The following is a 26,032-nucleotide window of genomic DNA, read 5'->3' as shown; positions in this document are numbered from 1 at the left end:
GTTCCCGCTCTCGCGTTTCCCTTTCCGGCGGTTCTGACTCTATCAGATCCTTTCGGGCCTGATTCCCGGTCAGCGGGGCTTGTCTTCCCGGCTGTTGGGCCGTTCCGACGTCCCAAACCTTAGCGGATCTCTTCCGCGATTCCCAATCGAGTGGATCTGGGGTCGCCGAAAACCGAATCGAATTGAATTCGAGCATGCCGAATTCAGCCCGGTTGGGTGATCATGCTGAGTGGCTTGGTTGCCGCTACTGCGGCAGATCTGCTGCCGCAGAACCAGTACGGCTCCGTGACAACCCGGAGAACTTTACGGATCGGCGGGTGGACTGTCAAGCCTTCCCAGGGTGACGTGCCGGCAAACCGCCGAGGGCGTCAGTCGAGGTCGCTGAGCCGGCCACCCGCGTCCGGCTGGGCATGCTCCACTCGGCGCAGCAAGCGCGTCAGTGCCTCACCCAGGACGACGCGCTCCTGCGGGGCAAGGTCCTGGAGGAGGTCCTCCTCGAACACCGTGGCCAGACGCATGGCCTCCAGCCACTTCTCGCGGCCCTCGGCGGTCAGCTCGACGATCACACGGACACGGTTGGCCTCGTCGCGCTCCCGGGTGACCAGTCCTTCACTCACCATGCGGTCGATGCGATGGGTCATCGCGGCCGGCGTCAGACCGAGCCGCTTGGCCAGCTCGCCCGGCCCCATGCGGTAGGGGGCGCCCGACAGGACCAGCGCCTTGAGCACCTCCCACTCGGCGTTGCTGATGCCGAGCGCGGCGGTCTGGCGGCCGTAGGCGACGTTCATACGGCGGTTGAGACGGGACAGAGCCGAAACGATCTTCTCGACCTGGGGGTCCAGGTCCCGGAACTCGCGCTGGTAGGCGGCGATCTGTTCTTCGAGGGTCGGCTCGCTGACGCCGTATGTGTCGCCCATGGCCGCAGTATGGCATGCGCTCGCTTGGCGTTGAAGTCCTTCAAGGTGTACTGTTTAGGATCTAACTTTAGCTTCGAAGTCTTCAGGGTTAACCGCTTCAGGGGTAGGACGTCACGCCCGGCCCCGGCGGCCCCTCTTCCTAAGGCAGGTGAACGTGACCAGGGCAATGGGCGCAGCGATGCGCCGGATTCATGTGGGCAACGCACTCAGCGCGTTCGGCCTCGGCTTCACCGTCCCGTATCTGTACGTCTATGTGGCGCAGGTGCGGGATCTCGGTGCCGTGACAGCGGGTCTCGTACTCGCCGTCTTCGCCGTGGCCGCGCTGGTCGTGCTGCCGTTCGCCGGGCGGACCATCGTCCGGCGCGGCCCGCTTCCGGTGCTGCTCGCCTCGCTGGTCACCGCAGCCGTCGGCGCGCTGAGCCTGGGGCTCGCGAGCAGCGCGCAGACCGCGCTGCTGTCTGCGGCGCTGCTCGGCGCCGGGCAGGCCGTGATGCAGCCGGCGCTGGCCACGATGATCGTGGACTGCTCGACGGCCGAGACGCGGTCGCGGGCGTTCGCCATGCAGTTCTTCCTGCAGAACCTGGGCCTCGGTGTCGGCGGGCTGATCGGCGGCCATCTCGTCGACACCTCACGCCCCGCATCCTTCACGCTGCTGTTCGCGATCGAGGCGGCGATGTTCCTGCTGCTCGTCGTGGTCATGTCGACCGTGCAGACGCCGCGCGCTCCGAAGATCGGGGACGCCGCGCCCCAGGGCGGCGGGACCGGCTGGAAGCAGTTGCTGGGCAACCGGGCGATGGTGCAGTTGTGTGTGCTGGGCTTCGTGCTGTTCTTCGCCTGCTACGGGCAGTTCGAGTCGGGGCTGAGCGCCTACGGCGTCGAAGCGGCCGGGATCTCGACGTCCACGCTGGGTACGGCGCTGGCGGCCAACACGGCAGTGATCGTCGTCGCGCAGTTCGCGGTGCTTCGGTTCGTGGAGCGGAAGAAGCGGTCCCGGGTGATCGCTGCCGTGGGGCTCATCTGGGCCGTCGCCTGGGCGGCCGCGGCGTACGCGGGGCTGGGGCACGGCAGCCGGACCATGGCGACCGCGGCATTCATCTCGACGTACGGGCTCTTCGGTCTCGGCGAGGCGATGCTGTCGCCGACGGTCGCTCCGCTGGTCGCGGATCTGGCGCCGGCGGGGATGGCGGGCCAGTACAACTCGGCCTTCGCCCTGGTGAAGCAGCTCGCCCTCGCGGTGGGCCCGGCCATCGGCGGTCCCCTGGCCGCGTCCCTGCCCGGCCCGTATGTCGTGACGTTCCTGCTGTGCTCGCTGGGCATCACGGTCCTGGCACTCAGGCTCGGGCGGCACCTCACGCCGGCGCAGGACCATCCGTCGTCGGCCAAGAGCCGGGTGGTGACGCAGGGGACGGCCGGTCTGCCGGACCCGGCGGAGATCAGCCCGTCCGGCGTGTGACGACGAGGCTCTTCGGGGCGATCGGACTTCCGGGGGCACAGCCCCCGGAAACCTCATGCCCCGTCAGCCGGCTGACCGCGGCAGCGTGAACTCGCACCACACCGCCTTGCCGCCTCCCGGTGTCCGCCGCGACCCCCAGTTGGAGGCGATGGTCGCCACGATCGCGATCCCCCGCCCCGCCTCGTCCGCCGGCTCCGCATGGCGGCGGCGGGGCAGGTGGTCGTCCCCGTCCGTCACCTCGATGATCAGGCGCCGGTCCGTGCGCCGCAGGCGCAGCCTCATCGGTGGTGTCCCGTGCTGCAACGAGTTCGCGACCAGCTCGCTCGTCGCCAGCACCCCCAGATCGTGCAGATCCGTCGGGAACCGCCAGCTCGTCAGGACGCCGGAGGCGAACGCACGCGCGCGGGGAGCCGCCTCCACCCCGCCGAGCAGTTCCAGGGCCGCGTTGCGGAAGAGGTCGCCGTCCGGGCCTGGGCGTGCCGGATGCTGGAGGACCAGGACCGCCACGTCGTCGTCGTGCCCCGCGGTGACGCCCGCGGAGCGGAGCAGGCGGTCGCACATCACCTGCGGCGTGCCCGTGGCACCGGCAAGCGCGCTCTCCAGGGCGGCGATGCCCTCGTCCAGGTCGGCGTCCCGGCGCTCGACCAGGCCGTCCGTGTAGAGGACCGCGGTGGAGCCGGGCCCCAGCGGCACCGAGCCCGACGTGTGCACCCAGCCGCCGGTGCCGAGCGGCGGTCCGGTGGGTTCATCGGCGCGCAGGACGTTGCCGTTCTCGTCGCACACCAGGATCGGGAGGTGGCCCGCGGACGCGTACACCAGCCGGCCCTCGTTCGGGTCGTGGACGGCGTACACGCAGGTCGCGATCTGGTTGGCATCGATCTCCGTGGCGAGGCCGTCGAGGAGCTGGAGGACCTCGTGCGGGGGAAGGTCGAGGCGGGCGTAGGCACGGACGGCCGTGCGGAGCTGGCCCATCACCGCGGCCGCCCGTACGCCCCTGCCCATCACGTCGCCGATGACCAGGGCCGTGCGGCCCCCACCGAGGGTGATCACGTCGTACCAGTCGCCGCCGACCGCGGCCTCCGTGCCTCCGGGCTGGTAGGTGGCGGCGATACGCAGGTCGTCGGGCTGCTCCAGCTCCTGGGGCAGCAGGGATCGCTGGAGGGTCACCGCGGTCTCGCGCTGTTCGCGCTCGCTGGCGCGCAGCCGTTCAGCGGCCTCGGCGTGGTCGGTGACGTCGGCGGCGAAGACGAGCACACCCCCGGCCGTGTCGTCGGGCATGTCCACCGGTGTGCACGTGAACGTGTACGAACGGCCGCCGGGCGCCTTGCGGGACTTGACCGTGCGCGGCCTGGAACTGCGCAGCACCTGGTCGAGGAGGGGGAGGAGGCCGAGTTCGTCCAGCTCGGGCAGTGCCTCGCGCGCGGGTTCGCCGACCGGGCGGGCACCGAAGGCCACCACATAGGCGTCGTTCACGTACGCGATGCGGTGCTCGGGGCCGTGCACCAGGGCGACGAGGGCGGGGACGCGGTCGAGGACCTCGCGTACCGGGAGTTCGTCGACGGCGGGCACGCTCGGCGTGTCGTCGGTGAGCCGTTCGCCACGGGCCGCGGGTACGGAGCCTTCCCCCCGCCGGTCCGCGGTGACCGCCTGTTCGGTCCGCGCTGCGGCGCGGCGCTGCGTTCCGGGGAGCCGGGCGCTCCAGCGCGTGAAGTTCACCGATTCCTTGCCTCGTCGTTGTCGTCTCCGGCCGGCTCCGGGGCCGGTCGGGGGTCCGGGGCCTGCCCCCGGGGTGTGCCGCAGTGGGAAAGCCTTGTGGATGCACCGGGGCGGGGGTCGGCCCGCCCAGGGTCGTGGACCAGTCTGGCCGACCGGACCGACATCCGTCAGACGCCTGTGCATCCGGCGGAGTTCCTGCATTCGGTCAGGACGACCCCTTCGGGTCTCCTGAAGGCTTTCCACCGGCCGCGAGTTCGAACTCCGCACGGGGATGTTCGAGCGATCCGAGAGAGACGACCTCCCTCTTGAACAGTCCCGCCAGGGTCCATTCGGCCAACACACGGGCCTTGCGGTTGAAGGTCGGTACCCGGCTGAGGTGGTACACGCGGTGCATGAACCAGGCAGGGTAGCCCTTCACCTTGCGTCCGTAGACGTGCGCGACGCCCTTGTGCAACCCCAGGGACGCGACCGAACCGACGTACTTGTGCGCGTACGTCTCCAGGGGTTCGTCGCGCAGCGCGTGCACGATGTTGTCGCCGAGGACCCTGGCCTGGCGGACGGCGTGCTGGGCGTTGGGGGCGGTCTCCTTGCCGGACTCCTCGGCGGTGACGTCGGGGACGGCGGCCGCGTCTCCCGCGGCCCACGCGTGCGTGACGCCGTCCACGCTCAACTGGGGGGTGCACCGCAGGCGTCCACGCCCGTTCAGCGGCAGGTCGGTGGCCGCGAGGACCGGGTGCGGTTTCACCCCGGCGGTCCACACGACCGTACGCGTCCGGAAGCGTGCGCCGTCGGACAGGACGGCGATCCGGTCGGCGCACGACTCGAGGCGGGTGTGAAGGCGCACGTCGATGTTGCGACGGCGCAGCTCGGTGACGGTGTACCTGCCCATCTCCTCGCCGACCTCGGGCAGGATGCGGTCGGAGGCCTCCACGAGGATCCACTTCATGTCCTCGGGTGTGACGTTGTGGTAGTAGCGCGCGGCGTAGCGGGCCATGTCCTCCAGTTCGCCGAGCGCCTCCACGCCGGCGAAGCCACCGCCCACGAAGACGAAGGTGAGGGCCGCTTCGCGGATCGCGGGGTCACGGGTGGAGGAGGCGATGTCCATCTGCTCGATGACGTGGTTGCGCAGGCCGATGGCCTCCTCGACGGTCTTGAAACCGATGCCGTGCTCGGCGAGACCGGGGATCGGGAGGGTGCGCGAGATGGAGCCGGGCGCCAGGACGAGTTCGTCGTAGGAGAGTCGTTCCCTGCTTCCGGTCTCCTCGGTGGCGAGCGTGGAGACGGTGGCGGTGCGCTTGGCGTGGTCGATGGAGGCGACCTCGCCGACGAGGACCTGGCAGCCTTCCAGGACCCGGCGCAGGGGGACGATCACATGGCGCGGCGAGATGGCGCCGGCCGCCGCCTCGGGCAGGAACGGTTGGTACGTCATGTACGGATCGGGCGAGACCACCACGATCTCGGCCTCGCCCTTCCTGAGTTCCGCCTTCAACTTCCGCTGCAGGCGCAGGGCCGTGTACAGCCCCACGTAGCCGCCGCCGACGATCAAGACGCGTACGCACTTGCGGGGTTCGGGGGCCATCGCCCGATGGATCGCAGCCGTCACCATCCCATGACGCACCCGTCGCTCAAGTTTGTCCACAGGCTCGGCAAATTGTGTGACTGGGCGAAGGTGGCGGCTGGGGTGGGCCGCTGTACCGGGGGACAGGGAAGGAGTGCAGGTCAGCGGGTGTGCACGGGGTGGCGGCAGGGGGCGTGATCAGGAGGTGGACAGCTCGTACTCCGATCGGGGGGCGCTCCGTGCGGAACCTGCCCCTTCTGAATTGACTCCGGCTCAACTATGTTCGTGTGTCGACGGGGTGCAGGGGGATGCGTTCGGCTGGTCCGCGACGGGCGGGCCCGGTCGCGCAACGACGCTTTCCACACGCTCCGGCTTCCGATGACGGGAAGTGTCTCCGGGGGGAGACGTCATTACCGGGGGATCGCTTATGCACATTCAGGACTCTCAGTGGTCATCCGCGTCCGCCGTGGCATCGGCCGGCGCGATGGGCGCGGCAGCGGAGGACGGACGCGGGGACGGCCCGCGGACGACGCCGCTGCGCGTGGACGCACAGCGCAATCTGGAACACGTACTGCGCGCGGCACGAGAGGTCTTCGGCGAGCTGGGGTACGGAGCGCCGATGGAGGACGTGGCGCGGCGCGCGAGGGTCGGCGTCGGCACCGTGTACCGGCGCTTCCCGAGCAAGGACGTCCTGGTGCGGCGGATAGCCGAGGAGGAGACCTCCCGGCTGACCGAACAGGCCCGGGCCGCGCTCGGCCAGGAGGACGAGCCGTGGTCGGCGCTCTCCCGCTTCCTGCGGATGTCGGTGGCATCGGGCGCGGGACGGCTGCTGCCGCCGCAGGTGCTGCGGGTGGGGGTCGTCGAGGAGGGATCCGAGGAGCCCCACGCGACGCCGGCACACGAGGCACGAGTGCCGCAGCAGCGGTCCCAGCCCGGTGCCGAACTGCGGCTGGTCGAGCAGCGACCGGAGCCTGACGACGCGGGCGCTGCGACGCTGCTGGAGGTCGTCGGGCAGCTGGTGGAGCGGGCACGCGCGGCGGGTGAACTGCGGGCGGACGTGACCGTGGCGGACGTACTGCTGGTGATCGCGACGACCGCGCCCTTGCTGCCGGACGCCGCGCAGCAGGCAGCCGCCTCGGCCCGGCTGCTCGACATCCTCCTGGAGGGCCTGCGGTCACGCCCGGCGTAAGGCGGGCGGGTATCCGAGACCCGGGGACCCTCCGCGGCGGCGGGTCCATCGGACGCGGAGGGTGCCCGGGCCGGTTCCGTCAGCTGGGGTGCGGCGTCCATGGCGCGGCGGAGGCGCAGGGCGGCCTCCGTGCGGGTGCGGATCGCCGCCGGCGGAGGGTCTCGGGGCGGGCCGTGGCGCCGCGGTCACTGAGGGCGGCAAGGGCGGGGCTGTCGGAAGTGGCGCCGGACCGTCTCCGGCCGCCCCCCGGCGAAGCGTTATGCCCCGGCGCCCAGCGCCCGGCCCCGCGCGGAGATCCCCGCCGGTACCGCGCGCGCTCGTGCGGGTGTTCCGGCCCAGCAGGTGCCCCGGCGGGCCAGCAGACGGCGCAGCCACAGTTCGACGGAGACCAGGTCCGCGAGGCCGTCCAGCGGGAGCGGTGCGCCCTCCGCGACGGCCCGGACCGCCTTGCGGACCACCCGGGCCTCGACCAGGCCCGCCTCCGCCAGCAGCGGTGTGCCGAACAGGGCGATCAGTGAGTCCGCGGCCGTCCGCAGGCCCGCACGGGCCACGGCGGCCGAGGAGCCGTGCGAGGGGGTGCCCCAGCCCGGGGGCAGACCGCCGACGCCCGCCCCCTCCAGGACCGTGCGCAGGATCGCGGCCCGCGCCCCCGGCTGCACCCGCAGCGCCTCGGGAAGCGCCCGGCAGGCGCGGACGACCTGGTTGTCCAGGAAGGGCGCGTGCAGCCGCTGGGAGCGGATCTCGGACGCCTGTTCAAGGATCCGGAGGTCCGCGGCGTGCCGGGCGAGGGCCGCCCGCGCACGGAAGTCGCCCGGGCGCTGCCCGGGACCGACCCCCGCCCGGCCTACGGCCCCTTGGAGACGAACTGATACTTCAGCGAGGGCCTCACCGGTCAGCCAGCGCGCCGCCGGCCCCGGTCTGGCCCAGGTGAGCGCGGCGAGCGACGCCCCGACGGCACCCCCGGGCTCCTCGAACCTCTGCCGCATCAGCCGGTCGGCGAGTCCGTCGACCCCGGCCCGGTACGGCGTGCGGGCCAGTTTCCGTGCCGCGCCGTACACGCGCGCGGGGACCAGCACCGAGCCGTCGGCCTTCGTCAACGCGGCCACAGGGCGCACGAGATGGCGTCGCTTGCGGTCCATCAGGAGGTCGGCGAGGCGGGCGGGGTGCGCGTCCAGGACCTGGCGCGCGCCATGGCCCGTGAAGTGGTCCGCGCTGCCCGACGCCAGGCGCGCGCGGTGTCTGGCCGCCGTCACCAGGGACGAGCCCGGCTCGTCCGTCAGCGGGACCTCCAGGTCGGCATACGGGAGCACCTCCTCGCCGCCGGCCACCACCACGTGGTGCAGACGGGGGTTGGCTGCCAGTGCGCCGGCCCGTTCCACCTCGGCCTCGCGCCCTCCCACGGCGAGGTCGTTGAAGGTGACGGCCAGCAGGCGTTCGCCGGCTCCGGTGCCGTGGCCCAGGATCGTTCCGGGCGTTCCGGGAAGCCCGGCCGCGAGCAGCGCGAGCGTGCCCGAGGCCGGCCCTCCGGAGAGGTCGGCTCCGATCCCCGGGACCGGCATCCCGCGCGCGGCACGCCGTTCCGCCGGCCCCATCCCGGGGACCGGCCCCGGGTCGATGTCCACGCCCGGTACGTGCCGCGGCGCCGACAGACGCGCGCGGACGGCGCCGACGAGAGCGTCGCGCACCGCGTCCACCGCGGCGGCGGGATCCGCCGGCGGTGCCGCGACCGCGAGGGAGGCCACCGGTTCGTACCCGGCGATCTCACGTGCTCCCGTGCGCAGGATGAGCGCGTGCCCCGGCGGAATGCGGTGGACGCCGTCGTACGGGGTCGAGTCGTGCACCGCGGCCGGTACATCGGGGGCAGCGAGGAGGGCTGCCAGATACCCGAAGTCCAGGTTGGCCTCGATCAGGTCGGCGAGCGGAAGCGCGGCCGTCGCATAGGCCGTGCCGCCCGCCCAGGGGGTGTAGAACACTGGCCGCGCACCCGCCAGATCGCCGCACACCGTGATCCTGCGCCCCACCCGGACGACGGCGGTGTAGCTGCCGGGCCAGGCCGTCAGATGGCGAAGTGCCCCTCCCCGGGCCGCGAACAGACCGACGCGCAGTTCCTCGTCGGACGCCCCGCACATGCCGAGGACCGCGATCTGGGTCTGTGCGTCGGCTTTGACGACGCGTACCTCGTCGGGACGCCAGTCGCCGACCGCCCACAGCGGATCGGGGTCGCCCCACAGCAGTTGGGAGCCCACCGGGTGCACGGTCTCGCCGTCGTATCCGGTGGCCCCGCCGGCGCCGGGCTCGGCGGCCCCCGCGGCGGTGCTGCTCCATCCCACCAACCACCGCATCGACGCCTCCACAGGCTGTGGACAACCAGTGCACCGTATGAACGGCCCCCATGCTGCCACGAAGAATGCGCCCCGGAGGCCGTGCGCCACTGCTTGCGCGCCCTGCAACGCGCCCCTGCGAGGATGCCCGTGAGCCGGTGAACTCCCTGCCGGGCGCAGCGGTCGGGGGATGCGGCGATGCGAATGCGCCCTCGATGCGCTCCCCCAGAACCCTCTTCACGCCCTCAAGAGGCGTGGTCGGAGCCTTGATCGGTTCCGAAATCCACCGTCAGCTTTCGGCCAAATCGGCTGGGGAGGAGCGGACTTGGACACGCTCCGTACAGGCCCTGCGCAACGCACGGTCCGGGAGGCGGAGTTCGCCTCCCGGACCGGTCCGCCGCCCGCGGGGATGGAGGCGGCGGTGTCCCCCAGCCCACTGGATCCAGTACAGCGGGCCGACCCACGCACCCCCCAGGGAACCGCGCCCCGTATGGCCGGAGAAGAGCGCACGGACAGGCGCACGGCCACACAGCGGGAGCACGTGACGACACTCCGTACAGAGATACGGGCCGCAATCCCGCCATCCGGATTTACGCCCCTTAACGCAAGGGATCCGGCGAACTACGCTGGGTTTACGAATGCCGCGCGGTCATGCCATCGCCGCGGCAGCCGTCTGTGTCGAGGGGTGACGCATGTCCAGGGAGCAACGCGGGCCGAACGAAAAGCTCGGCGCCGTTCTCGCCCTCGCGGGAATCAGCAACGCAGGACTCGCCCGTCGCGTCAACGACCTTGGCGCTCAGCGGGGGTTGACTCTTCGCTACGACAAGACCTCGGTGGCGCGCTGGGTGTCGAAGGGCATGGTGCCGCAGGGCGCCGCCCCGCACCTCATCGCCGCGGCCATCGGGCAGAAGCTCGGCCGTCCCGTACCGCTCCACGAGATCGGTCTGGCGGACGCGGATCCCGCACCGGAAGTGGGCCTCGCCTTCCCCCGGGACGTGGCACAGGCGGTGAAGTCGGCGACCGAGCTGTACCGTCTCGACCTCGCCGGGCGCCGGGCCGGCAGCGGCGGTATCTGGCAGTCGCTGGCCGGATCGTTCGCGGTGAGCGCCTATGCGACCCCTGCCTCCCGCTGGCTGATCACCCCGGCCGACAGTTCGGTGGCGCGCGAACCCGGCCCCGCAGACGGGTCCGGAGCACCGCTGAAAGTCGGCCACAGCGATGTCCAGAAGCTCCGCGAGGCCGCGCAGGACGCCAGGCGATGGGACTCCAAGTACGGGGGCGGCGACTGGCGTTCGTCGATGGTCCCCGAGTGCTTACGGGTGGAGGCGGCGCCGCTGCTGCTCGGCTCCTACTCGGACGAGGTGGGCCGGGCGCTGTTCGGCGCGAGTGCCGAACTGACGCGCCTGGCCGGCTGGATGGCCTTCGACACGGGACAGCAGGAGGCCGCCCAGCGCTACTACATCCAGGCGCTGCGCCTCGCGCGCGCCGCCGCCGACGTGCCCCTGGGGGGCTATGTCCTGGCCACCATGTCGCTCCAGGCGACCTACCGCGGCTTCGGCGACGAGGGCGTCGACCTCGCGCAGGCCGCCCTGGAGCGCAACCGTGGCCTGGCCACCGCGCGCACCATGAGCTTCTTCCGGCTCGTCGAGGCCCGCGCGCACGCCCGCGCGGGTGACGCCCAGGCGGCCGGCGCGGCCCTGAAGGACGCCGAAGGCTGGCTGGAGCGGTCCCGTGACGGCGACAACGACCCGTCCTGGCTCGGTTTCTACTCCTACGACCGCTTCGCGGCCGACGCCGCCGAGTGCTACCGCGACCTCAAGGCCCCGCGCCAGGTCCGCCGCTTCACCGAGCAGGCCCTGTCCCGCCCCACGGAGGAGTTCGTACGCTCCCACGGGCTGCGCCTGGTGGTGTCCGCGGTCGCCGAACTGGAGTCGGGCAATCTGGACGCGGCGTGCGAGCAGGGCGTGCGGGCCGTGGAGGTCGCCGGACGCATATCGTCGGCGCGGACCACCGAGTACGTACGGGATCTTCTGCACCGGCTGGAGCCGTACGGCGACGAACCGCGCGTGGCGGAGTTGCGGGAACGCGCACGGCCGCTGCTGATGGCTCCGGCCTGAGCGTCGGCGCCTCCCGGGTTTGACGGCATTGTCAGTGGCACAGTGCACTATCGAAACCGGGAGGTGGAGCAGGTGCCCAGGATCGCGTACGACTGCGACGTGCTGGTGGTCGGCGGCGGAATCGTCGGCCTGTCGACGGCGTATGCGATCTCGCGTGCCGCGCCGGGCAGGCGGGTGACGGTCCTGGAGAAGGAGCCCGGCCCGGCCCGCCACCAGACGGGGCGCAACAGCGGGGTCATCCACAGCGGGATCTACTACCGCCCCGGTTCGCTCAAGGCGCGTTACGCGGTGCGCGGCGCCGCCGAGATGGTCAAGTTCTGCGCGGAGTACGACATCCCCCACGCCGTCACCGGCAAGCTGATCGTCGCGACGGACCGGGAGGAGCTCCCCCGGCTGCACGCACTCGTGCAGCGCGGCCGGGAGAACGGCATTCCGGTGCGGGAACTGGGCCCGGCCCAGATCACGGAGTACGAGCCGGAGGTCCGTGGACTCGCGGCCATACAGGTCGGGACCACGGGGATCTGCGATTTCGTGGCGGTCGCCCGGCAGCTCGCCGAGGCCTCGGGGGCGGAGATCCGGTACGGGACCGAGGTGGTGCGGATCGACCGGCGCCCCACGCTCGGGGTCGCCGTGCTGACCGGCGACGAAGCGGTCCTGCGCGCCCGTGTGCTGGTGAACTGCGCCGGGTTGCACTGCGACGAGGTGGCCCGGCTGACCGGGGACGACCCGGGCATGCGGATCGTGCCGTTCCGCGGCGAGTACTACTCCCTGGCGCGGCCCGGTCTGGTGCGGGGGCTGGTGTATCCGGTGCCGGATCCGGCGTTCCCGTTCCTCGGGGTGCATCTGACGCGGGGGATCGACGGGGAGGTGCACATCGGCCCGAACGCGGTGCCGGCGCTGGCGCGCGAGGGGTACGCCTGGGGAGTCCTCCGGCCTCGGGAGCTGGGCGCGACGGTGGCATGGCCGGGTTCGTGGCGCATAGCGCGGCGGCACTGGCGGTACGGAGCCGGGGAGCTGCGGCGGTCGGTGTCCAAGGGGGCGTTCACGGAGGCGGTGCGCAGGCTGTTGCCGGCGGTCGGGCCGCAGGACCTCGTGCGGGCCCCCGCGGGGGTGCGGGCGCAGGCCGTGCTGCGGGACGGGACGCTGGTGGACGACTTCCTGATCCGCGAGGGACCGCGTGCGGTGCACGTGCTGAACGCGCCGTCGCCCGCCGCCACGGCTTCGCTGCCGATCGGCCGGGAGGTGGCGCGGAGGGCGCTGGCGGTGCTGGACCGGAACTGAGGCCCTCCGGCCCCGCGGCGGACCGGCCGCGGGCGGCGGCCCCGTAAAATTGATGCCACTGTGTCTGACTCCCTTGACTTCGCCACCGAAGACCCCGAGGCCGCCCTCGCCGGTCGGCCCCCGCGTACCCCCGCCGCGTCCGTCCGCGGCGCCCGGGCCAAGGGGGAGCCGCGGTTCCCCGACGGGCCGAAGGCCGATCCCGCCGGGTCGCACTTCGAACGGCGGATCCGGAGTTTTCAGCCGCGGCGCAGCCGGGTGACGGCCGGGCAGGCGGACGCCCTGCAGCGGCTGTGGCCCACCTGGGGGCTGGACATCGACGGGCAGCGGATCGTGGATCTTTCCGAGCTGTTCGGGAACACCAACCCCGTCGTCCTGGAGATCGGGTTCGGCATGGGCGAGGCCACCGCGCGGATGGCCGCCGACGCCCCGGACACCAACATCCTCGCGGTCGACGTGCACACCCCGGGCCAGGGCAATCTGCTGACCCTCGCGGACCGGAACCGACTGGCCAACATCCGCGTCGGAAACGGAGACGCGATCATCCTGCTGCGGGAGATGCTCGCACCGGACAGTCTCGACGGACTGCGCGTCTACTTCCCCGACCCCTGGCCCAAGAAGCGCCACCACAAGCGGCGGCTCATCCAGCCCGAGTTCCTCGCGCTGGCCGCGAGCCGCCTCAGGCCGGGCGCGCTGGTGCACTGCGCGACGGACTGGGAGCCGTACGCCGAGCAGATGCTCGAGGTGCTCACCGCGCACCCGGACTTCGAGAACACCCAGCCGGACGGCGGTTACGCGCCACGGCCCGAGTTCCGGCCGCTGACCCGTTTCGAAGGCCAGGGACTGGACAAGGGTCATGTCGTGAACGACCTGCTGTTCCGCCGCGTACCGCACCGGGGCGGGCCTTCCGCCGGCGACTGAGCGCCCCACGTACCCACCGGGCACCATCGCGGGCGGCGCCCCTGTCTCGTTAGGGTCGATGCCGTGGCCATCTGTCCCCCGTATCCGACGCACCCCGAAGGCGACGCCGGCGGGAACACGCCCGGCCACGCGCACTGGTGGCAGCGGCGGTGGGTGCGGTACGGGGCGCTGATCACGCTCCTCGCGCTCTCCGGGCTCGTCATCCTCGCCCTCGTTCGGCAGCAGACCGGCACCGAGGGGTTCCTGGTCGGGCTGGGCCTCGCGGTCCTGCCCGTGCCGCTGCTCGTCGCCGCGTTCCGGTGGCTGGACCGGGTCGAGCCGGGCCCCTGGCGCAATCTGCTCTTCGCCTTCGCGTGGGGCGCGTGCGCGGCCGCGCTCATAGCCATCGTCGCGAACAGTTTCGCGACCCGATGGATAGCGACCGCGACCGCCGATCCGAGCGGTGCCGACACGCTCGGCGCGACCGTCATAGCGCCCGTCGTCGAGGAGTCGGCGAAGGCCGCGGCCGTGCTGCTGGTCTTCCTCTTCCGCAGAAGGGACTTCACCGGGATCGTCGACGGGGTGGTGATAGCCGGGGTCACCGCGACCGGCTTCGCCTTCACCGAGAACATCCTCTACCTGGGCACGGCCTTCGGTACGGACCAGCTGAGCGGGGGGCACGGGCTGGCGTCCGTGACGGCCGCAACGTTCTTCGTCCGCGTGGTGATGTCGCCCTTCGCGCATCCGCTGTTCACCGTGCTCACCGGCATCGGTTTCGGCGTCGCCGCGCTCTCGGGGGAGCGCCGGCACGCGCGCCGGGTTCTGGTTCCGCTGGTCGGACTGCTGCTGGCGATGGGCATGCACGCCCTGTGGAACGGGTCGTCGACGTTCGGCAAGTACGGGTTCTTCGGGGTGTACGCGTCGTTCATGGTGCCCGCGTTCGGGCTGCTGACCTGGCTGGTCATCTGGACACGGCAGCGGGAGCTGCGGACCGTGCGGGAGGAGCTGCCGCCGTATGTGGCCGCGGGATGGCTGGGGCAGGCGGAGCCGTTCGTCCTCGGCTCCCTGCGGGCGCGTCGGCTGGCCCGGGAGTACGCGGGTCACCACTTCGGGAAGGCGGCGGCGCGCTCGGTCGCGGAGTACGAGGCGTACGCGACGTCGCTGGCGTTCCTGCGCCGCCAGGGGCGCCGGGGTCGCGCGGGGGCCGATTTCGTCGTACGGGAACGGGAGCTGCTCTCCGGGCTGTGGGCACGGCGAGAGGTGGCACGGCCCGCGCTGGCGTACGCGGCACGGACGGCTCTCCCGAGGATGGCACCGCCGGTGTGGCCGGGATACGGGCACATACCGGTGTACGGGGCGCCGCCGTATGGACCGACGGCATACGGGCAGGCGGGGCACGGGCAGGCGGGGCACGGGCAGGCGGGGTACGGGCCGTCGACGCACGGGCCGACGGCGCCGTATCCCGGGTACAACCCGTATCGCGCACAGGGCTGAGGCCGGTTCGGCGCCGCCGGATTCGGCCGCCACGGCCGATCACCGTCGTGGCGAAGGGCGATCCCGCTACGCGGACGCCTCCGTGAGGAGCTTCAACTCCTCGTCCGTCAGCGCCAGGTCCCGCACCGCCAGCAGTGCCGGCAGCTGCTCCACCGTGCGGGCGGAGGCGATCGGTGCCACGACCGTCGGCCGGGCCGCCAGCCATGCCAGGGCCACCGTCGCGAGCTGCGCGCCCCGCGCCTGCGCGACCTCGTCGAGGGCCGCCAGGACACGCCGTCCGCGCTCCGTCTCCAGGTGCTTGCCCGCGCCCTCCGCCCGCGCCGAGTCCACCGTGGCGCCCGGCCGGTACTTTCCGGTCAGGAACCCGGACGCGAGGGCGTAGTACGGGACGGCCGCCAGGCCGGCGCGGGAGGCGACGTCTCGCAGCTCCCCCTCGTACGTGTCACGGGAGACCAGGTTGTAGTGCGGCTGCAGCGCCGCGTACCGCGCCAGGCCCTCTCGGTCGGAGAACTCCAGGGACTCCTGAAGGCGCTCTGCGGAGATGTTGGAGGCGCCGATGGCGCGCACCTTGCCCGCCTTCACCAGGTCGTCGAGCGCGCCGATGATCTCCTCGACCGGAATTTCCGGCCGGTCGAAGTGCGTGTAGTAAAGGTCGATGTAGTCGCTGCCCAGGCGGCGCAGGGACGCGTCGGCCGCGGCCTTGATGGTGTCGGCGGTGAGCCCCTGGTGGTCGGGGTGCTGGCCGACCTTGGTGGCGATGACGACGTCGGAGCGGTTGCCGCGCGCCTTCACCCAGTTGCCGATGATGGTCTCGGACTCGCCGCCCTTGTTGCCGGGAGCCCATGCCGAGTACACGTCGGCCGTGTCGACGAAGTTGCCGCCCGCCGCCGCGTACGCGTCGAGCACGGCGAAGGACTGCGCCTCGTCGGCGGTCCAGCCGAAGACATTGCCGCCGAGGGAGAGCGGGAAGACCTCGAGGTCCGAAGAACCGAGCTTGCGAAGAGAAGTCATACCCAAGGTCAACACCCGAACCGGAGCTGTGCCTTCCGGGGTGGCCGCAAAGTTCCCGTAAACAAGCGGACTCACGCGTTTCCGGTCCGGGAACACCTGACCGGCAGCCCTGACGTCGGGGGGTCGCCGTCAGGACCGCCGGGGATCGGAGGTGCGTTACGTGTCAGGGTCTCGGGGCCCCTGCTCTCAGGGGTTGATGCCCTTGTTCTGCAGCCACGCCAGCGGGTCGACCGTGTCGCCGCCGCTCGTGTGGACCTCCAGGTGCAGATGCGGCCCGGTCACGTTGCCGGTCGCACCCACACGCCCGATGACGTCACCCGTGTTGACCTTCTGGCCGGCGCTGACGCCGATCGAGGACTGGTGGCAGTACCACAGCTCGGTGCCGTCGTCGAGAGTGAGGACCGTGCGGTAGCCGTACGCGCCGGCCCAGCCCGCCTCGGTGATGGTGCCGGTGTGGATCGCCTTGAGGAGCGTGCCCGTGGGCGCGGCGAAGTCGAGGCCGGTGTGGTGGCCCGAGGCCCACATGGTGCCGGGGACGCCGAAGTGCGAGGTCAGGGTGTACGAGGAAGTCGGCAGGGAGTACTGCTTGGCCAGTGCGGCAAGCCGCGCCTCCTCGGCCTTCTTCCTGGCCTCCTCCTTGGCCTTCTCCTCGGCTCTCTTCTTGGCCTCCTCCGCCTTCTTCTTCTCGGCGGCGACCTTGGCCTTCGCTTCTTCCTGCGCCTGGGCCGCAACCTCGGCGGCCTTCTGCGCTGCGGCCGCCTCCGCGGTCCGGGCGGCCTCCTGGTCGACCTGGTCCTGCTGGGACTCGGCCTGCTGCATGATCCGGGCGCGCAGCGCCTCGCCCGCGTCCGTGGCACCCGAGGTGGCGTCGGTGGTGGTCAGGCCGGCGTCGCTGAGGACGGTGGCGGAGCCCTTGGGGGTTTCGCTGTCCTCGCCGATAAAGGCCTTGGCGGAGTGCGTGACCGAGGACAGGTCCGGCAGGGAGATGGAAACCGGCGGCTTGCCGCTCTGCGCGCTGGCCATGCCGCCCGCGCCGACGGCGGCTATCACGCCGACACCCAGAACGGTGGAGCTGCGCGCGAGGCCGCCCCCGCGCTGCTTGCCGACGCGGTGCCTGCCGCGGACGGGACGGACGGATTCCTCCGTGGGGCTCCACTCCTCCCACGGACCTTCGTCGGTACGGGGAGCGAACGAGGAACTCTGGGCAGGCCGGTTGGACGCCACGTGGGCGCACTCCTTTCCTTCCGTCTCGCCTACCGGGTTAGCTGACGGGTTCGGAGCAGGAAGGTCTCCTACGCGCGTATACCGGCCGTGCCTCCACGGCGGCATCCGCTCGATTCACCCCAAGATGGTGGTTCCCCGGTTCCCTCACGGGATTCGGCATACGCACGCGGAGCCGCCTCTTGTGACGGCTGGGACGACCGCGCTGCGTTATCGAACGTTAATAGACGCGAGGGCTGTATTCCAAGTCGCTCGGACAGATCGTCGACGCCCTTGGCCAGGACTTTCACCTCATGAACGGTGGAAAGTGGGCGAGTTGACCACACCTCAGCCACCTCACCGTGTTTGACGGTACGTCAATTGTTATGCGGAGTGGCGTCGTTCGCTCACGCCACGTGACAACGATGAAAGATGCCGGGCGCGGTGGGCGCCGGGCAGGGTCACGCCGTCCGTGGCGGCGGCCGACAGGGCGCCCGGCCCGGGAAGGGTGCGGACGGCCGGCGAGGTGGCGGGATCAAGGAAGGCGGGCTGCGGCCGCTGCGGTCCGGCGCACGTACGACGGGAGAACCGGTGGTCGTGCACCGGGGCCAGGGGAATGCACCGAGGGCCGGAATCCTTTCGGACTCCGGCCCTCGGCCATCAGTAGCGGGGACAGGATTTGAACCTGCGACCTCTGGGTTATGAGCCCAGCGAGCTACCGAGCTGCTCCACCCCGCGTCGGTGATTCCAGTGTACGCCATGCGCGGGACACTCTGTGCACGGGTTTCACCCCACCACCCTCCACCAGCGCTTCCCGGCCGCCCACGGGGTCCCGGCAGCGCCGTGCCGGGGCCGTCAGGAGTGGCCGGGCGGGGGCAGCAGATGGGTATTCGGGGCCTTCGCCCGCTGCTCGTACTCCGGCAGGACCACCACGTCCGCCCCCTCCGCGGCCAGCACCCCGCTCCCGTCGGCCGCCGTCACGAACGTGTCCGGCTCGCGCCACGCCGTGACCACCCGCCGCACCCCGGCGTCGAGGATCAGCCGGGCGCAGGGCGCGGGCCGGGAGGCGCGGCGGGCGCACGGCTCCAGGCTGCTGTACACCGTGGCGGTGGCCAACCGGGGGTCCGCCGGGTCGAGCTTCGCCAGCGCCGCCTCCTCCGCGTGGACCACGGGATCGCCGCCCTCCCGCGAGTGCGCCCGTGCCAGCTCCGTCCCGTCGGCCGCGACGATCACCGCCCCGACGCTGAACGCCGTGCGGGAGGGCGGACACTGCACCGCCAGCTCGCAGGCCGTCTCCATCCACCGCCGGTCCGCGGCACAGGCCTGCCTCCCGGTGCCGGGCGCCGTGGGGACGTACCGCATCAGCACGACATCCCCGACCGGCCGCGTCTCCACCAGCCGCATCCGTCCCGGCGGGTACGCGCCGGGCCCGAACATCCGCGGCGCGTCCGTGTCCCCCACGAACAGCGGCGCCACCACGAGTTGCAGCTCGTCCGCGAGGCCCTGCTGGAGCAGCTGCGTGTGCACGCGCCCGCCGCCCTCGACCATCAGCCGCCGTACGCCCTTGGCGTCCCCGAGGTGCGCGAGCACGGCCCGCCACTCCACCTCGGGGCCCAGCGCGGCTACCTCCACGTCCGCCGGCAGCAGCCCGTGCAGCCGCTGCGCGCCCCTGTCCGTCGTATAGACGATCTTCGCGCCGCCCGTGTGCCAGAAGCGGGCACCGGGGTCCAGGTCTCCGGACGCGCTGACCGTGGCCTTCAGCGGATACTCCGGCAGCCCGGCGGCGGTCCGGGCCGCGCGCCGCTCGGCGGAGCCGACCAGCAGGCGCGGGTTGTCGGTGCGCAGCGTGCCCGCGCCGACGAGGATCGCGTCGCTGCCCGCCCGTACCTCGTCGACCCGGTCGAAGTCCTCCGGCCCGGACAGCAGGAGCCGCTCGGGGCCGGCGTCGTCCAGGAAACCGTCGAGGGAGACGGCGGCGGACAACAGGACGTAGGGATGGGCCATGGGGGCGCGCTCCAGTGGTCGGGCTCCGGGGGGACTGCGGTGATCAGGGTCTGCAGGCCGGGATCCGGGCGGGCTCAGGCGGTTGATTACAGTCTCCGACCGAGGCGCGCTACAAATCTTCCGAAGCTCCGGAGCATGGGGCGCATCCTCCGCAACCGCTACCCGCCGGCCCGGTGAAGGACGACCGACATGTGCGACCCCCACGACGCCGCGGCATCCGGTGCCGCCGCCGACGGCAGTGACACGACCGGCCTCCCCACCGCCACGGTCCGCACCCGGGTGACGGTCCCGCTCCGCTTCGGCGACGGCTACACGGTCACGTCCGACCTGGTCACCTTCCACGGCCTCACCGACGGCCTGGAGCACGTGGCGGTGGTCCTCGGCGAGCCCGCCGCCGACCGCGCGCCGCTGGTGCGGCTGCACTCCGAGTGCCTGACCGGCGACGTCCTCGGCTCGGCCCGCTGCGACTGCGGTCCCCAGCTGCGCGAGGCGGTGGAACGCATCGCCGACCGGGGCGGCGTCCTGCTCTACCTCCGCCAGGAGGGCCGCGGCATCGGCCTCTACAACAAGCTCGACGCCTACGCCCTCCAGGACCAGGGCCTGGACACGTACGAGGCGAACGCCGCGCTCGGTCTGCCGGAGGACGCCCGCGACTACACGGCCGCCGCCCAGATGCTCCGCGTCCTCGGCATCGACACCCTGGACCTGCTCTCCAACAACCCCGACAAGGCCTCCCAGCTCCGCGCCCTGGGCCTCACGGTCACCGAGCGCGTCCCCACAGGCGTCTTCACCACGGCCCACAACGTTCGCTATCTCCGCGCGAAGGCGGTCCATACCCGGCACACCCTGCCGCTCACCGAGCTGCCGGCGCGCTGACCCGCGGCTCGGCCTGCGCGCATCCGCGGCGGGGGCCGGTTGCCGCAGCGGCCGGCGTGCCGGTCGGTGTGGCCCTGCACACGTGGGTGGTGCCGGTGATGGGCCACACGGCGGGCACCGCGATCCCGGCGACGGACATGGCGGTGTACTCGCTGCCGGTACTGACCGGTCTGGTGCTGGGCGGCCTGGTGATCACCACGGCGGGAGCGCTGCTGCCCGCGGGGTGGGCGGCGAAGGCGAGGACCGCGGCGGCGCTGAGGAGCGAGTAGCGCCCTGCGCGCCGCCCACCCGGGCGAGGGACCGTGCGCCACTGGCGCACACCCACTCGCGCAGGGGCCGAACGACGCGGCGTCCGGGCCGACCGAAGCCGACCCGGACGCCGCGTCGCAGGTCAGAGGGCGTATAGCCCGCCTGCGAACCGTAGGCCCTGTGGGACTCGAACCCACAACCAATGGATTAAAAGTCCTGGCCAAGGCTTGCCGGGTGGTTCCGGACGGTCCTTCGAGGTTCGGAACCACCCGGTCAGGCCGCGCGGCCTGTGATGTGCGGTCCGCTCCATGACACCTCTTGCTGAACCGTCCGCTCACGCATCGCTCACGCAGGACATGCCGTTAACCTGCTCCGATGGATGCTCGGCTGCGGCCAGGCTTTACGGCAGGTAGACCTTCTGCCACTCCACCGACGTCATCGTCAGCGCCGCCTCGGCCAGCTCCTGCGCGGAGGCCGTCTTGAGCTTCGAGAGGCTTCGGGCGCTGGGGCAGCAGCGCCGAGACGCGCGCACGCGACGAACACGGGCTGGCTCGAACCCATCGGCGCCGGCCTCGCCCTCCGGGTACCCCCGCCCGGCACCGACGCCCTTCACGACCTGTTCGGCATCACCCTCAACTGAGCGCGGCTCGGCCCCAGCCTGCCTCCCGCAGGCTCCCGACGAACTTGGGCTGCTCGATCTGCCGATACGAACTCCACCAACTTGCCTTGACGGCTAACGTGTTGGCAGTCATGGAGCAAGAGCCACAGGACTCTTTTGTCCACGAGCAGCGACGCGTGCCTGCGGTGGGATGCGGCGCCCGTGGCATGGGCTGCTTCCTGCGGTTAGCTGGGATGCTGGCCTCGTTGGGTGGAGCCGGCCACTTACGGGCGCCTTCCGTCTACGGCACGTCGACGCCGCACACCTGGCTGATCGGGATCTTGATGATCGCAGCAGGGCTCATGGCCGTGTTCATGGGCGCGCGTCTGTCACGGTACGGGAGACGGCATACGGCACGCGTAATCAAGGATCCAGTGGAACTTCCGGATAGGGCGTTCACGCTGTTCCTCCGCCCCTTCGAGGATGACAAGTTCCTCTACGGAGTGAAGTCGGCGTCGACACGCAGCCTTCGCCGCAGGCTTGAGACCCCCGTCAGTCGCACGCGCGAAGAGGTTCTGGTCTGGACCTTCCGGCGCAGGTTCGGTCGTATTGTTGCCGTTGGGCAACCAGGTGAGCGTCTGCCGCTGCCTGGTGCCCACCGGTTCTATCTGCCCTTGAACAACTGGAAGCCCGTCGTCAGCGACCTCGTCAAGCGAGCCCGCCTCGTCATCCTCGTCGCCGGGACCGGGCCCGGAACGCTGTGGGAACTCACAGAGGTCGTCCGGCTACTGCCGCCCGAGCGGTTGCTGGTCCTCGTGTTGTCGGACGAGGCAGGGTACGAACGCTTCCGGGAGGCCGTTCCCAAGAGCTTCGAGAATCGCGCAAAGGAACTCCGGGACAGCGGGGACTTGCCCGTGACGGCTCCGCCCTTTCCTGAATACCCGGCTCTGCGCGACCCTGACACCCCGACCAAATGGATCGGCCTCCAAGGGCTCATCCACTTCTCCTCATCCTGGCAGCCAACCTTCACACGAGCCGACCCCACCGCTGTTTGGGCCCTGACGCTGCAAGGCAGGGTCCGCAAGGTTCACAGGCGCCAGATACTGCCCGTCCTCAAGCGCACCGCAGAGAACACCGCCAGTACAACGCCTGACGGCTCCTAACGCATCCGCCGCTCACGCGTGCAGGGCCGCTGAACTGCACGTTCACGCCGCCCGGCCGGTTAGAGGATGACACCACGGCCATCCAGCGACGGCAGGTCGCCGAGCCCGCCCCGGGCCTCCCGCCGCGGTCAGCTCATGCCCCTCAATCCGTATCGCAGCGCGGCCGACGAGCTGCTGCGCGGATGGCCTCTGTGTACGGGGTATCGAAGGCACACGTCTCCGGATCAAGATCGCGGAAGGGAAGCAGTGCCTCATGAGTGCTGTCTACCGACTGCATCCAGGCGGACCAGGCATTGTGGACGTCTTCGTCGGTGACCTGCTCCCCCTTGGCCAGCAGTAGCACGGCATAGATGCGGAAGAGGTCGTCAGAGTCCGCAGGAGGCTCAGCAGCAGGGGGGAGGCAGGCTCGGATCAGGTTGGCGAGGGGATCAAGGTAGGTCACACGGTCAGTGTGCCCACAAACAGAATCAGGTGCGCAACGGCGAACACCAGGGGGACGATGCGCTCGGACGTGCCTAGCTCTGCGTAACGCTTGCGCCAGTCGGGAATCGGATCTGTCTTCAGGGCCTCCCATTCGTCAGCGAAGATCTTGACGGGGAGACGTTCCTCAAGTTCGTTGATGACCTTGAACTTCGCGGTGTTGAGGTCCCGGTAGCTTCGAAGTTGCATCCACCAGGCGGCAGACAGAGTAATGCCAGCCAGGGCCACGGCCGACGACACCCACCAAGGAGATTCGGAAAGCTTCGGGATGCCGAAGCCGACCAAGGTCACGAGTGCGGTCTGCACTGACAGGAAGAAGGAGTTGGCGGTTCCTCGGCGTGCGGAGACACGGTCGGCCATCTCCACGGCGAGCTTGTAGATGTCGAGTAACTCCGGCCGCTGGTTCGGCTCGGAAGGCGTGGTCACCGGGCCCCTCCGACGAGGAGCTTGAGGTTCTTCCAGGTCCATTCGTAGACCTTGTCTGTGGCCTTCGCCGTGGTCGGCTTCCTGCCGGTCTTGCCGCTGTACCCGTTGAGCAGGAAGTAGTCGGTCTCCTCTTCCTGGGCGATCTTGAGCTCTATTCCCACCCCGACAGCGTTGTCCGTGTGTTCACCGCAGATGACGATGACAATGTCCGACGCCCGGATCCTGACACGGGCCTTGGCTCTCCAATCGGGGGACGCCTCCTTGATCGACCAGTCGTGGATCTCGAAGGGCGAGTCGGGGTTCTTGGCCTGCCCAACCAAGAAGTCCTTCAGAGTCTTGTCGTAGTCGTAGTCGAAACTGACGAACACGCGCTTCGGCATGCCGCTCCGCCCTCCCAATGGATGCTCGCTGACGCATCGTAGAGGGAGGCACTGACAGTCATCCCCGCTGCCTCAGGGCCAAGACGGCCACCAGCCGCGCCGAGAGGGAAGAAGCCGAGCGCCAGCGTGCCAAGGCGGCGGACAAGGACGACCCCGACAGCCTCCAGCGCCTCGTCGACATGCTGGAGGAGGTCTCGACCGAGAAGGCCCCGCTACTGGCCATCGAGGAGACACGACGTCGCCTGAGGGCCGGCCTGGCTCTCCGTGGCAGCCTCACCGTCGGTGAGTGGCTCGACGGGTGGTTCGCTGCGAAGAAGCGTCGCAAGACCACCCTCAACGGCTACGACTCCCACATCCGCGTCCACCTGAAGCCACGCATCGGCCACGTACGCCTCGACCGCCTCAACGTGGGCCACCTCGTAGAGATGTTCGACGCGATCGCCGACGAGAACGAGGTGATCTCGGCCGAGAACAAAGCCCGCCGTGAGCAGATCGCCCGCTGCAAGCCGAGCAAGCCCGGCCGCCCCGTCGGAGCTGAGCGGAAGCTGCTCGCCGTCGAACGGGCCAAGCTCACCGAGATGAAGCCGTTTCGCAAGATCACCGGCCCGGCCACCCGTCAGGCGAGCACTCTGCGCGCGGCGCTGAACTCCGCCATCGCCCAGCAGCTCATCACCTTCAACCCGGCGTCCCATGTCGAGTTGGAATCCGGCAAACGCCCGAAGCCCCTCCTGTGGACCGAGGAACGTGTCCGACGCTGGCGCGAGACGGGCGAGATCCCCGGCCCGGTGATGGTGTGGACACCCCAGCAGTTCGGCGCCTTCCTCGACGCAGCCGAGGGCGACCGCCTCTACGCGATCTTCCACCTCATGGGTACCCGCGGCCTCCGTCGAGGTGAAGCCGTCGGCCAGGACTGGCACGAGATCGACCTCGGCGCCGGCCTCATCACGCCCGCCAAGGAGATCGTGGTGGACGGCTGGGACCCCTACGAGTCCGAACCGAAGACGGACGGCAGCGCGAACACGATCGCGCTCGACAGCCAAGGAAGACGGCTCCTGGCTCCACCCCGAGACGGTCTCGGAGACTTTCCGCCGCGTCCTCGCCACGAACGACCTGCCGCCCATCACCTTGCGGGACCTGCGCCATGTGGCCGCGACGCTCACGCACGGAGGCGGCGGTGACATCCACACGGTGAAGGAAACGCTCCGGCACTCCACCATCACGCTGACCTCGGACACGTACACGAGCCTTCTCCCTGAGCTGGACCGTGAAATCGCCGAGAAGGCAGCGAAACTGATCCCACAGTCGCGTCCGGCAGCCACCGGATCGTCCGCCCTGGCCGCCGCCGATCCGCAGGTCACGGGTACATCCGCTCACGCATCGCTCACGCACGGGCCCGAAAACGAAGCAGCGCCCGAGCCGACCGAAGCCGACCCGAGCGCTGCGTAGCAGGTCAGAGGGCGTATAGCCCGCCTGCTGTCCGTAGGCCCTGTGGGACTCGAACCCACAACCAATGGATTAAAAGTCCACTGCTCTGCCAATTGAGCTAAGGGCCCAGGCGATGTTGCCTCCCCGAGCATAGCCGGAGGAGGCCGGGACTCCGATCGGGTATCGGAGAGCCGGGCCGGAAGTGCGCCGTGCGGGTGGGCCGTACGAGGGCGGACAGGAGCCGTGCGCACGGCTGGAATGTTACGGATCGGACGGGTCGGGGGCCCCTGCGCGGGCGGTCTCTCGGCTGAGGGTACGTCCGTGGTCGGGGTCGAGGAACCAGTGGCGGGCCGAGGCCAGCCACCAGGTCGCGGCGAAGCCGAGGACGACCAGGACGGCGACCGGGGCGTAGTCGAAGGACTGCCAGGTGACGGGGGAGACCTGCGGAAGCATGAAGAGGACCGTGATCACCCCTACCCACGTCACCGACACGATCCCGGCCGGCTGCGACCAGCGGCCCAGGTGCCAGGGCCCGCGCTCGAAGGCCCGCCCCGGCGTACCCGCAGCAGAGTCAAAATGACGTAGGCAATGTAGAGGCCGATCACCGCGATCGACGTCACGGCCGCGTACGCCGTGCTGTTGATCAGGTACGGCAGGCCCAGGGCCAGGGCGCCCAGTGCCGCCAGCCAGACCGCCGCCCCGGGCGTGCGCGTGCGCGGGCTGACCGGGTGCCACACATGGGAGAAGGGCAACGCGCCATCGCGGGAAAAGGCGTAGATCATGCGGCTGTTGGCCGTCACCGACGCCATCCCGCAGAACAGCTGCGCCCCGATCACCACGAGCAGCAGCAGCTTGCCGGCGGTCGCGCCGAGGGCATCCAGCAGGATCTGCGCGGGCGGCGCGCCGGTCGGGGACGCGAGCTCCTTGTCGTAGGACTGGAACGCGAAGGTGAAGCCGAGAAGGAGGACGAACCCCGCGGTCCAGGACGTCCAGATGGAGCGGACGATGCCCTTCGGGCCCGCCGTGGACGCGTCGTGCGTCTCCAACTGGAGGTTGAGGCAGGCGCCCGGGAAGGACGCGGCGCCGAAGTCGACGCCCGCCGTCACCGCCACCTGGCCCAGCACGTTGAACCAGCCCGTCACCTTCTCGGCCGTGAACGGCCGGGTGTGTGTACTCGGTCGTTCACACCTCGTCGCGCTCCCGACTGCCCCCCTACGACAGGACGGTCACGGGTCGCATCCACCCAGTCCCTTTGGTTCAGGTGCGGCGACGCTCCG

Annotated in this window: 20 protein-coding genes, 2 tRNA genes, 2 pseudogenes and 1 riboswitch; of the genes and pseudogenes, 10 read left to right on the top strand and 14 right to left on the bottom strand. The window is 70.9% G+C overall.

Features of this window, described 5'->3' with window-relative positions:
- Positions 1–368: 368 nt before the first annotated feature.
- Positions 369–917: a MarR family winged helix-turn-helix transcriptional regulator gene (locus tag BIV24_RS15245; RefSeq protein WP_071366820.1), complete on the bottom strand. Its 549-nt coding sequence runs from the start codon at positions 915–917 to the stop codon at positions 369–371.
- A 166-nt stretch (positions 918–1,083) separates the two neighbouring features.
- On the opposite strand from BIV24_RS15245, the gene BIV24_RS15240 reads away from it, so the two are divergent.
- Complete coding sequence (locus tag BIV24_RS15240) at positions 1,084–2,370, top strand: MFS transporter (RefSeq protein WP_071366819.1); 1,287 nt, start codon at positions 1,084–1,086, stop codon at positions 2,368–2,370.
- 63 nt (positions 2,371–2,433) lie between these two features.
- Here BIV24_RS15240 and BIV24_RS15235 read toward each other — a convergent pair whose 3' ends face one another.
- Together BIV24_RS15235 and BIV24_RS15230 are read right to left on the bottom strand one after the other, a co-directional pair.
- On the bottom strand, positions 2,434–4,086 hold the full coding sequence (locus tag BIV24_RS15235) for an ATP-binding SpoIIE family protein phosphatase (protein ID WP_071366818.1): 1,653 nt from the start codon (positions 4,084–4,086) through the stop codon (positions 2,434–2,436).
- Between the two features lie 205 nt (positions 4,087–4,291).
- Positions 4,292–5,665, bottom strand: a complete 1,374-nt coding sequence (locus BIV24_RS15230) for an NAD(P)/FAD-dependent oxidoreductase (protein ID WP_071366837.1) — start codon at positions 5,663–5,665, stop codon at positions 4,292–4,294.
- 406 nt (positions 5,666–6,071) lie between these two features.
- On the opposite strand from BIV24_RS15230, the gene BIV24_RS15225 reads away from it, so the two are divergent.
- Positions 6,072–6,833: a TetR/AcrR family transcriptional regulator gene (locus BIV24_RS15225; protein ID WP_071366817.1), complete on the top strand. Its 762-nt coding sequence runs from the start codon at positions 6,072–6,074 to the stop codon at positions 6,831–6,833.
- Positions 6,834–7,090: 257 nt separating this feature from the next.
- Here the strand turns inward: BIV24_RS15225 and BIV24_RS15220 are convergent, their stop codons facing one another.
- Positions 7,091–9,175, bottom strand: coding sequence for an asparagine synthase-related protein (locus tag BIV24_RS15220; RefSeq protein ID WP_071366816.1), 2,085 nt, complete (start codon positions 9,173–9,175; stop codon positions 7,091–7,093).
- A gap of 671 nt (positions 9,176–9,846) precedes the next feature.
- Here BIV24_RS15220 and BIV24_RS15215 point away from each other — a divergent pair.
- The 4 genes from BIV24_RS15215 (at position 9,847) to BIV24_RS15200 (ending at position 14,943) form a co-directional block, all read left to right on the top strand.
- Positions 9,847–11,271 (top strand): NsdA family TPR-like regulatory protein, encoded by a 1,425-nt coding sequence (locus tag BIV24_RS15215; RefSeq protein ID WP_071366815.1) that lies wholly within the window; start codon positions 9,847–9,849, stop codon positions 11,269–11,271.
- A gap of 63 nt (positions 11,272–11,334) precedes the next feature.
- Positions 11,335–12,552, top strand: coding sequence for an L-2-hydroxyglutarate oxidase (gene lhgO, locus BIV24_RS15210; protein ID WP_071366814.1), 1,218 nt, complete (start codon positions 11,335–11,337; stop codon positions 12,550–12,552).
- A gap of 60 nt (positions 12,553–12,612) precedes the next feature.
- Positions 12,613–13,470 (top strand): tRNA (guanosine(46)-N7)-methyltransferase TrmB, encoded by an 858-nt coding sequence (trmB, locus tag BIV24_RS15205; protein ID WP_071366813.1) that lies wholly within the window; start codon positions 12,613–12,615, stop codon positions 13,468–13,470.
- Between the two features lie 63 nt (positions 13,471–13,533).
- Positions 13,534–14,943, top strand: coding sequence for a PrsW family intramembrane metalloprotease (locus BIV24_RS15200; protein ID WP_071366812.1), 1,410 nt, complete (start codon positions 13,534–13,536; stop codon positions 14,941–14,943).
- A gap of 66 nt (positions 14,944–15,009) precedes the next feature.
- Here the strand turns inward: BIV24_RS15200 and BIV24_RS15195 are convergent, their stop codons facing one another.
- The 4 genes from BIV24_RS15195 to BIV24_RS15180 form a co-directional block, all read right to left on the bottom strand.
- Positions 15,010–15,954: an aldo/keto reductase gene (locus tag BIV24_RS15195; RefSeq protein WP_071366811.1), complete on the bottom strand. Its 945-nt coding sequence runs from the start codon at positions 15,952–15,954 to the stop codon at positions 15,010–15,012.
- 186 nt (positions 15,955–16,140) lie between these two features.
- Positions 16,141–17,178 carry a M23 family metallopeptidase gene (locus tag BIV24_RS15190; RefSeq protein ID WP_071366810.1) on the bottom strand — a complete coding sequence of 346 codons (1,038 nt, stop codon included), beginning with the start codon at positions 17,176–17,178 and terminating at the stop codon, positions 16,141–16,143.
- 11 nt (positions 17,179–17,189) lie between these two features.
- A riboswitch (cyclic di-AMP (ydaO/yuaA leader) is annotated at positions 17,190–17,347 on the bottom strand.
- 471 nt (positions 17,348–17,818) lie between these two features.
- Positions 17,819–17,892, bottom strand: a tRNA-Met gene (locus BIV24_RS15185).
- Between the two features lie 117 nt (positions 17,893–18,009).
- Positions 18,010–19,158, bottom strand: a complete 1,149-nt coding sequence (locus BIV24_RS15180; RefSeq protein WP_071366809.1) for a dihydrofolate reductase family protein — start codon at positions 19,156–19,158, stop codon at positions 18,010–18,012.
- 189 nt (positions 19,159–19,347) lie between these two features.
- Between BIV24_RS15180 and BIV24_RS15175 the strand changes: the two genes are divergently transcribed.
- Both BIV24_RS15175 and BIV24_RS15170 read left to right on the top strand, forming a co-directional pair.
- A complete protein-coding gene (locus BIV24_RS15175) occupies positions 19,348–20,034 on the top strand; it encodes a GTP cyclohydrolase II (RefSeq protein ID WP_245766811.1) in 687 nt (228 codons plus the stop codon).
- A gap of 68 nt (positions 20,035–20,102) precedes the next feature.
- Positions 20,103–20,303, top strand: coding sequence for a hypothetical protein (locus BIV24_RS15170; protein WP_143064611.1), 201 nt, complete (start codon positions 20,103–20,105; stop codon positions 20,301–20,303).
- Positions 20,304–20,683: 380 nt separating this feature from the next.
- On the opposite strand, the gene BIV24_RS36040 is transcribed toward BIV24_RS15170, so the two are convergent.
- Entirely contained in the window at positions 20,684–20,815 is a 132-nt protein-coding gene (locus tag BIV24_RS36040) for a hypothetical protein (protein ID WP_281247749.1), read from the bottom strand.
- Between the two features lie 218 nt (positions 20,816–21,033).
- On the opposite strand from BIV24_RS36040, the gene BIV24_RS15160 reads away from it, so the two are divergent.
- Positions 21,034–22,044, top strand: a complete 1,011-nt coding sequence (locus BIV24_RS15160; RefSeq protein WP_143064610.1) for a hypothetical protein — start codon at positions 21,034–21,036, stop codon at positions 22,042–22,044.
- Positions 22,045–22,186: 142 nt separating this feature from the next.
- Here BIV24_RS15160 and BIV24_RS15155 read toward each other — a convergent pair whose 3' ends face one another.
- From BIV24_RS15155 to BIV24_RS15145, 3 genes are read right to left on the bottom strand one after another with little or no spacing between them, the layout of a single operon-like run.
- Positions 22,187–22,486, bottom strand: a complete 300-nt coding sequence (locus tag BIV24_RS15155; protein WP_071366805.1) for a DUF7701 domain-containing protein — start codon at positions 22,484–22,486, stop codon at positions 22,187–22,189.
- Positions 22,483–22,950, bottom strand: a complete 468-nt coding sequence (locus BIV24_RS15150; RefSeq protein WP_071366804.1) for a RipA family octameric membrane protein — start codon at positions 22,948–22,950, stop codon at positions 22,483–22,485. Before BIV24_RS15150 ends, BIV24_RS15155 begins: the two co-directional genes overlap by 4 nt.
- Positions 22,947–23,330: a TIR domain-containing protein gene (locus BIV24_RS15145; protein WP_071366803.1), complete on the bottom strand. Its 384-nt coding sequence runs from the start codon at positions 23,328–23,330 to the stop codon at positions 22,947–22,949. The genes BIV24_RS15150 and BIV24_RS15145 overlap by 4 nt, the downstream gene beginning before the upstream one ends.
- 35 nt (positions 23,331–23,365) lie before the next feature.
- Between BIV24_RS15145 and BIV24_RS15140 the strand changes: the two are divergent.
- Positions 23,366–24,776, top strand: a pseudogene (locus tag BIV24_RS15140) (site-specific integrase).
- A gap of 34 nt (positions 24,777–24,810) precedes the next feature.
- On the opposite strand, the gene BIV24_RS15135 reads toward BIV24_RS15140, so the two are convergent.
- Both BIV24_RS15135 and BIV24_RS15125 read right to left on the bottom strand, forming a co-directional pair.
- Positions 24,811–24,883 (bottom strand) — tRNA-Lys (locus BIV24_RS15135).
- A gap of 133 nt (positions 24,884–25,016) precedes the next feature.
- Positions 25,017–25,894: pseudogene (locus BIV24_RS15125) on the bottom strand (amino acid permease); the annotation flags it as partial.
- Between the last annotated feature and the right edge of the window lie 138 nt (positions 25,895–26,032).

Origin of the sequence: Streptomyces colonosanans, from assembly GCF_001866645.1 — a bacterium.
Taxonomy (GTDB): Bacteria; Actinomycetota; Actinomycetes; order Streptomycetales; family Streptomycetaceae; genus Streptomyces; species Streptomyces colonosanans.
Note: the sequence above shows the minus strand (reverse complement) of the source record. Positions and strands in the feature narration are given on the sequence as shown.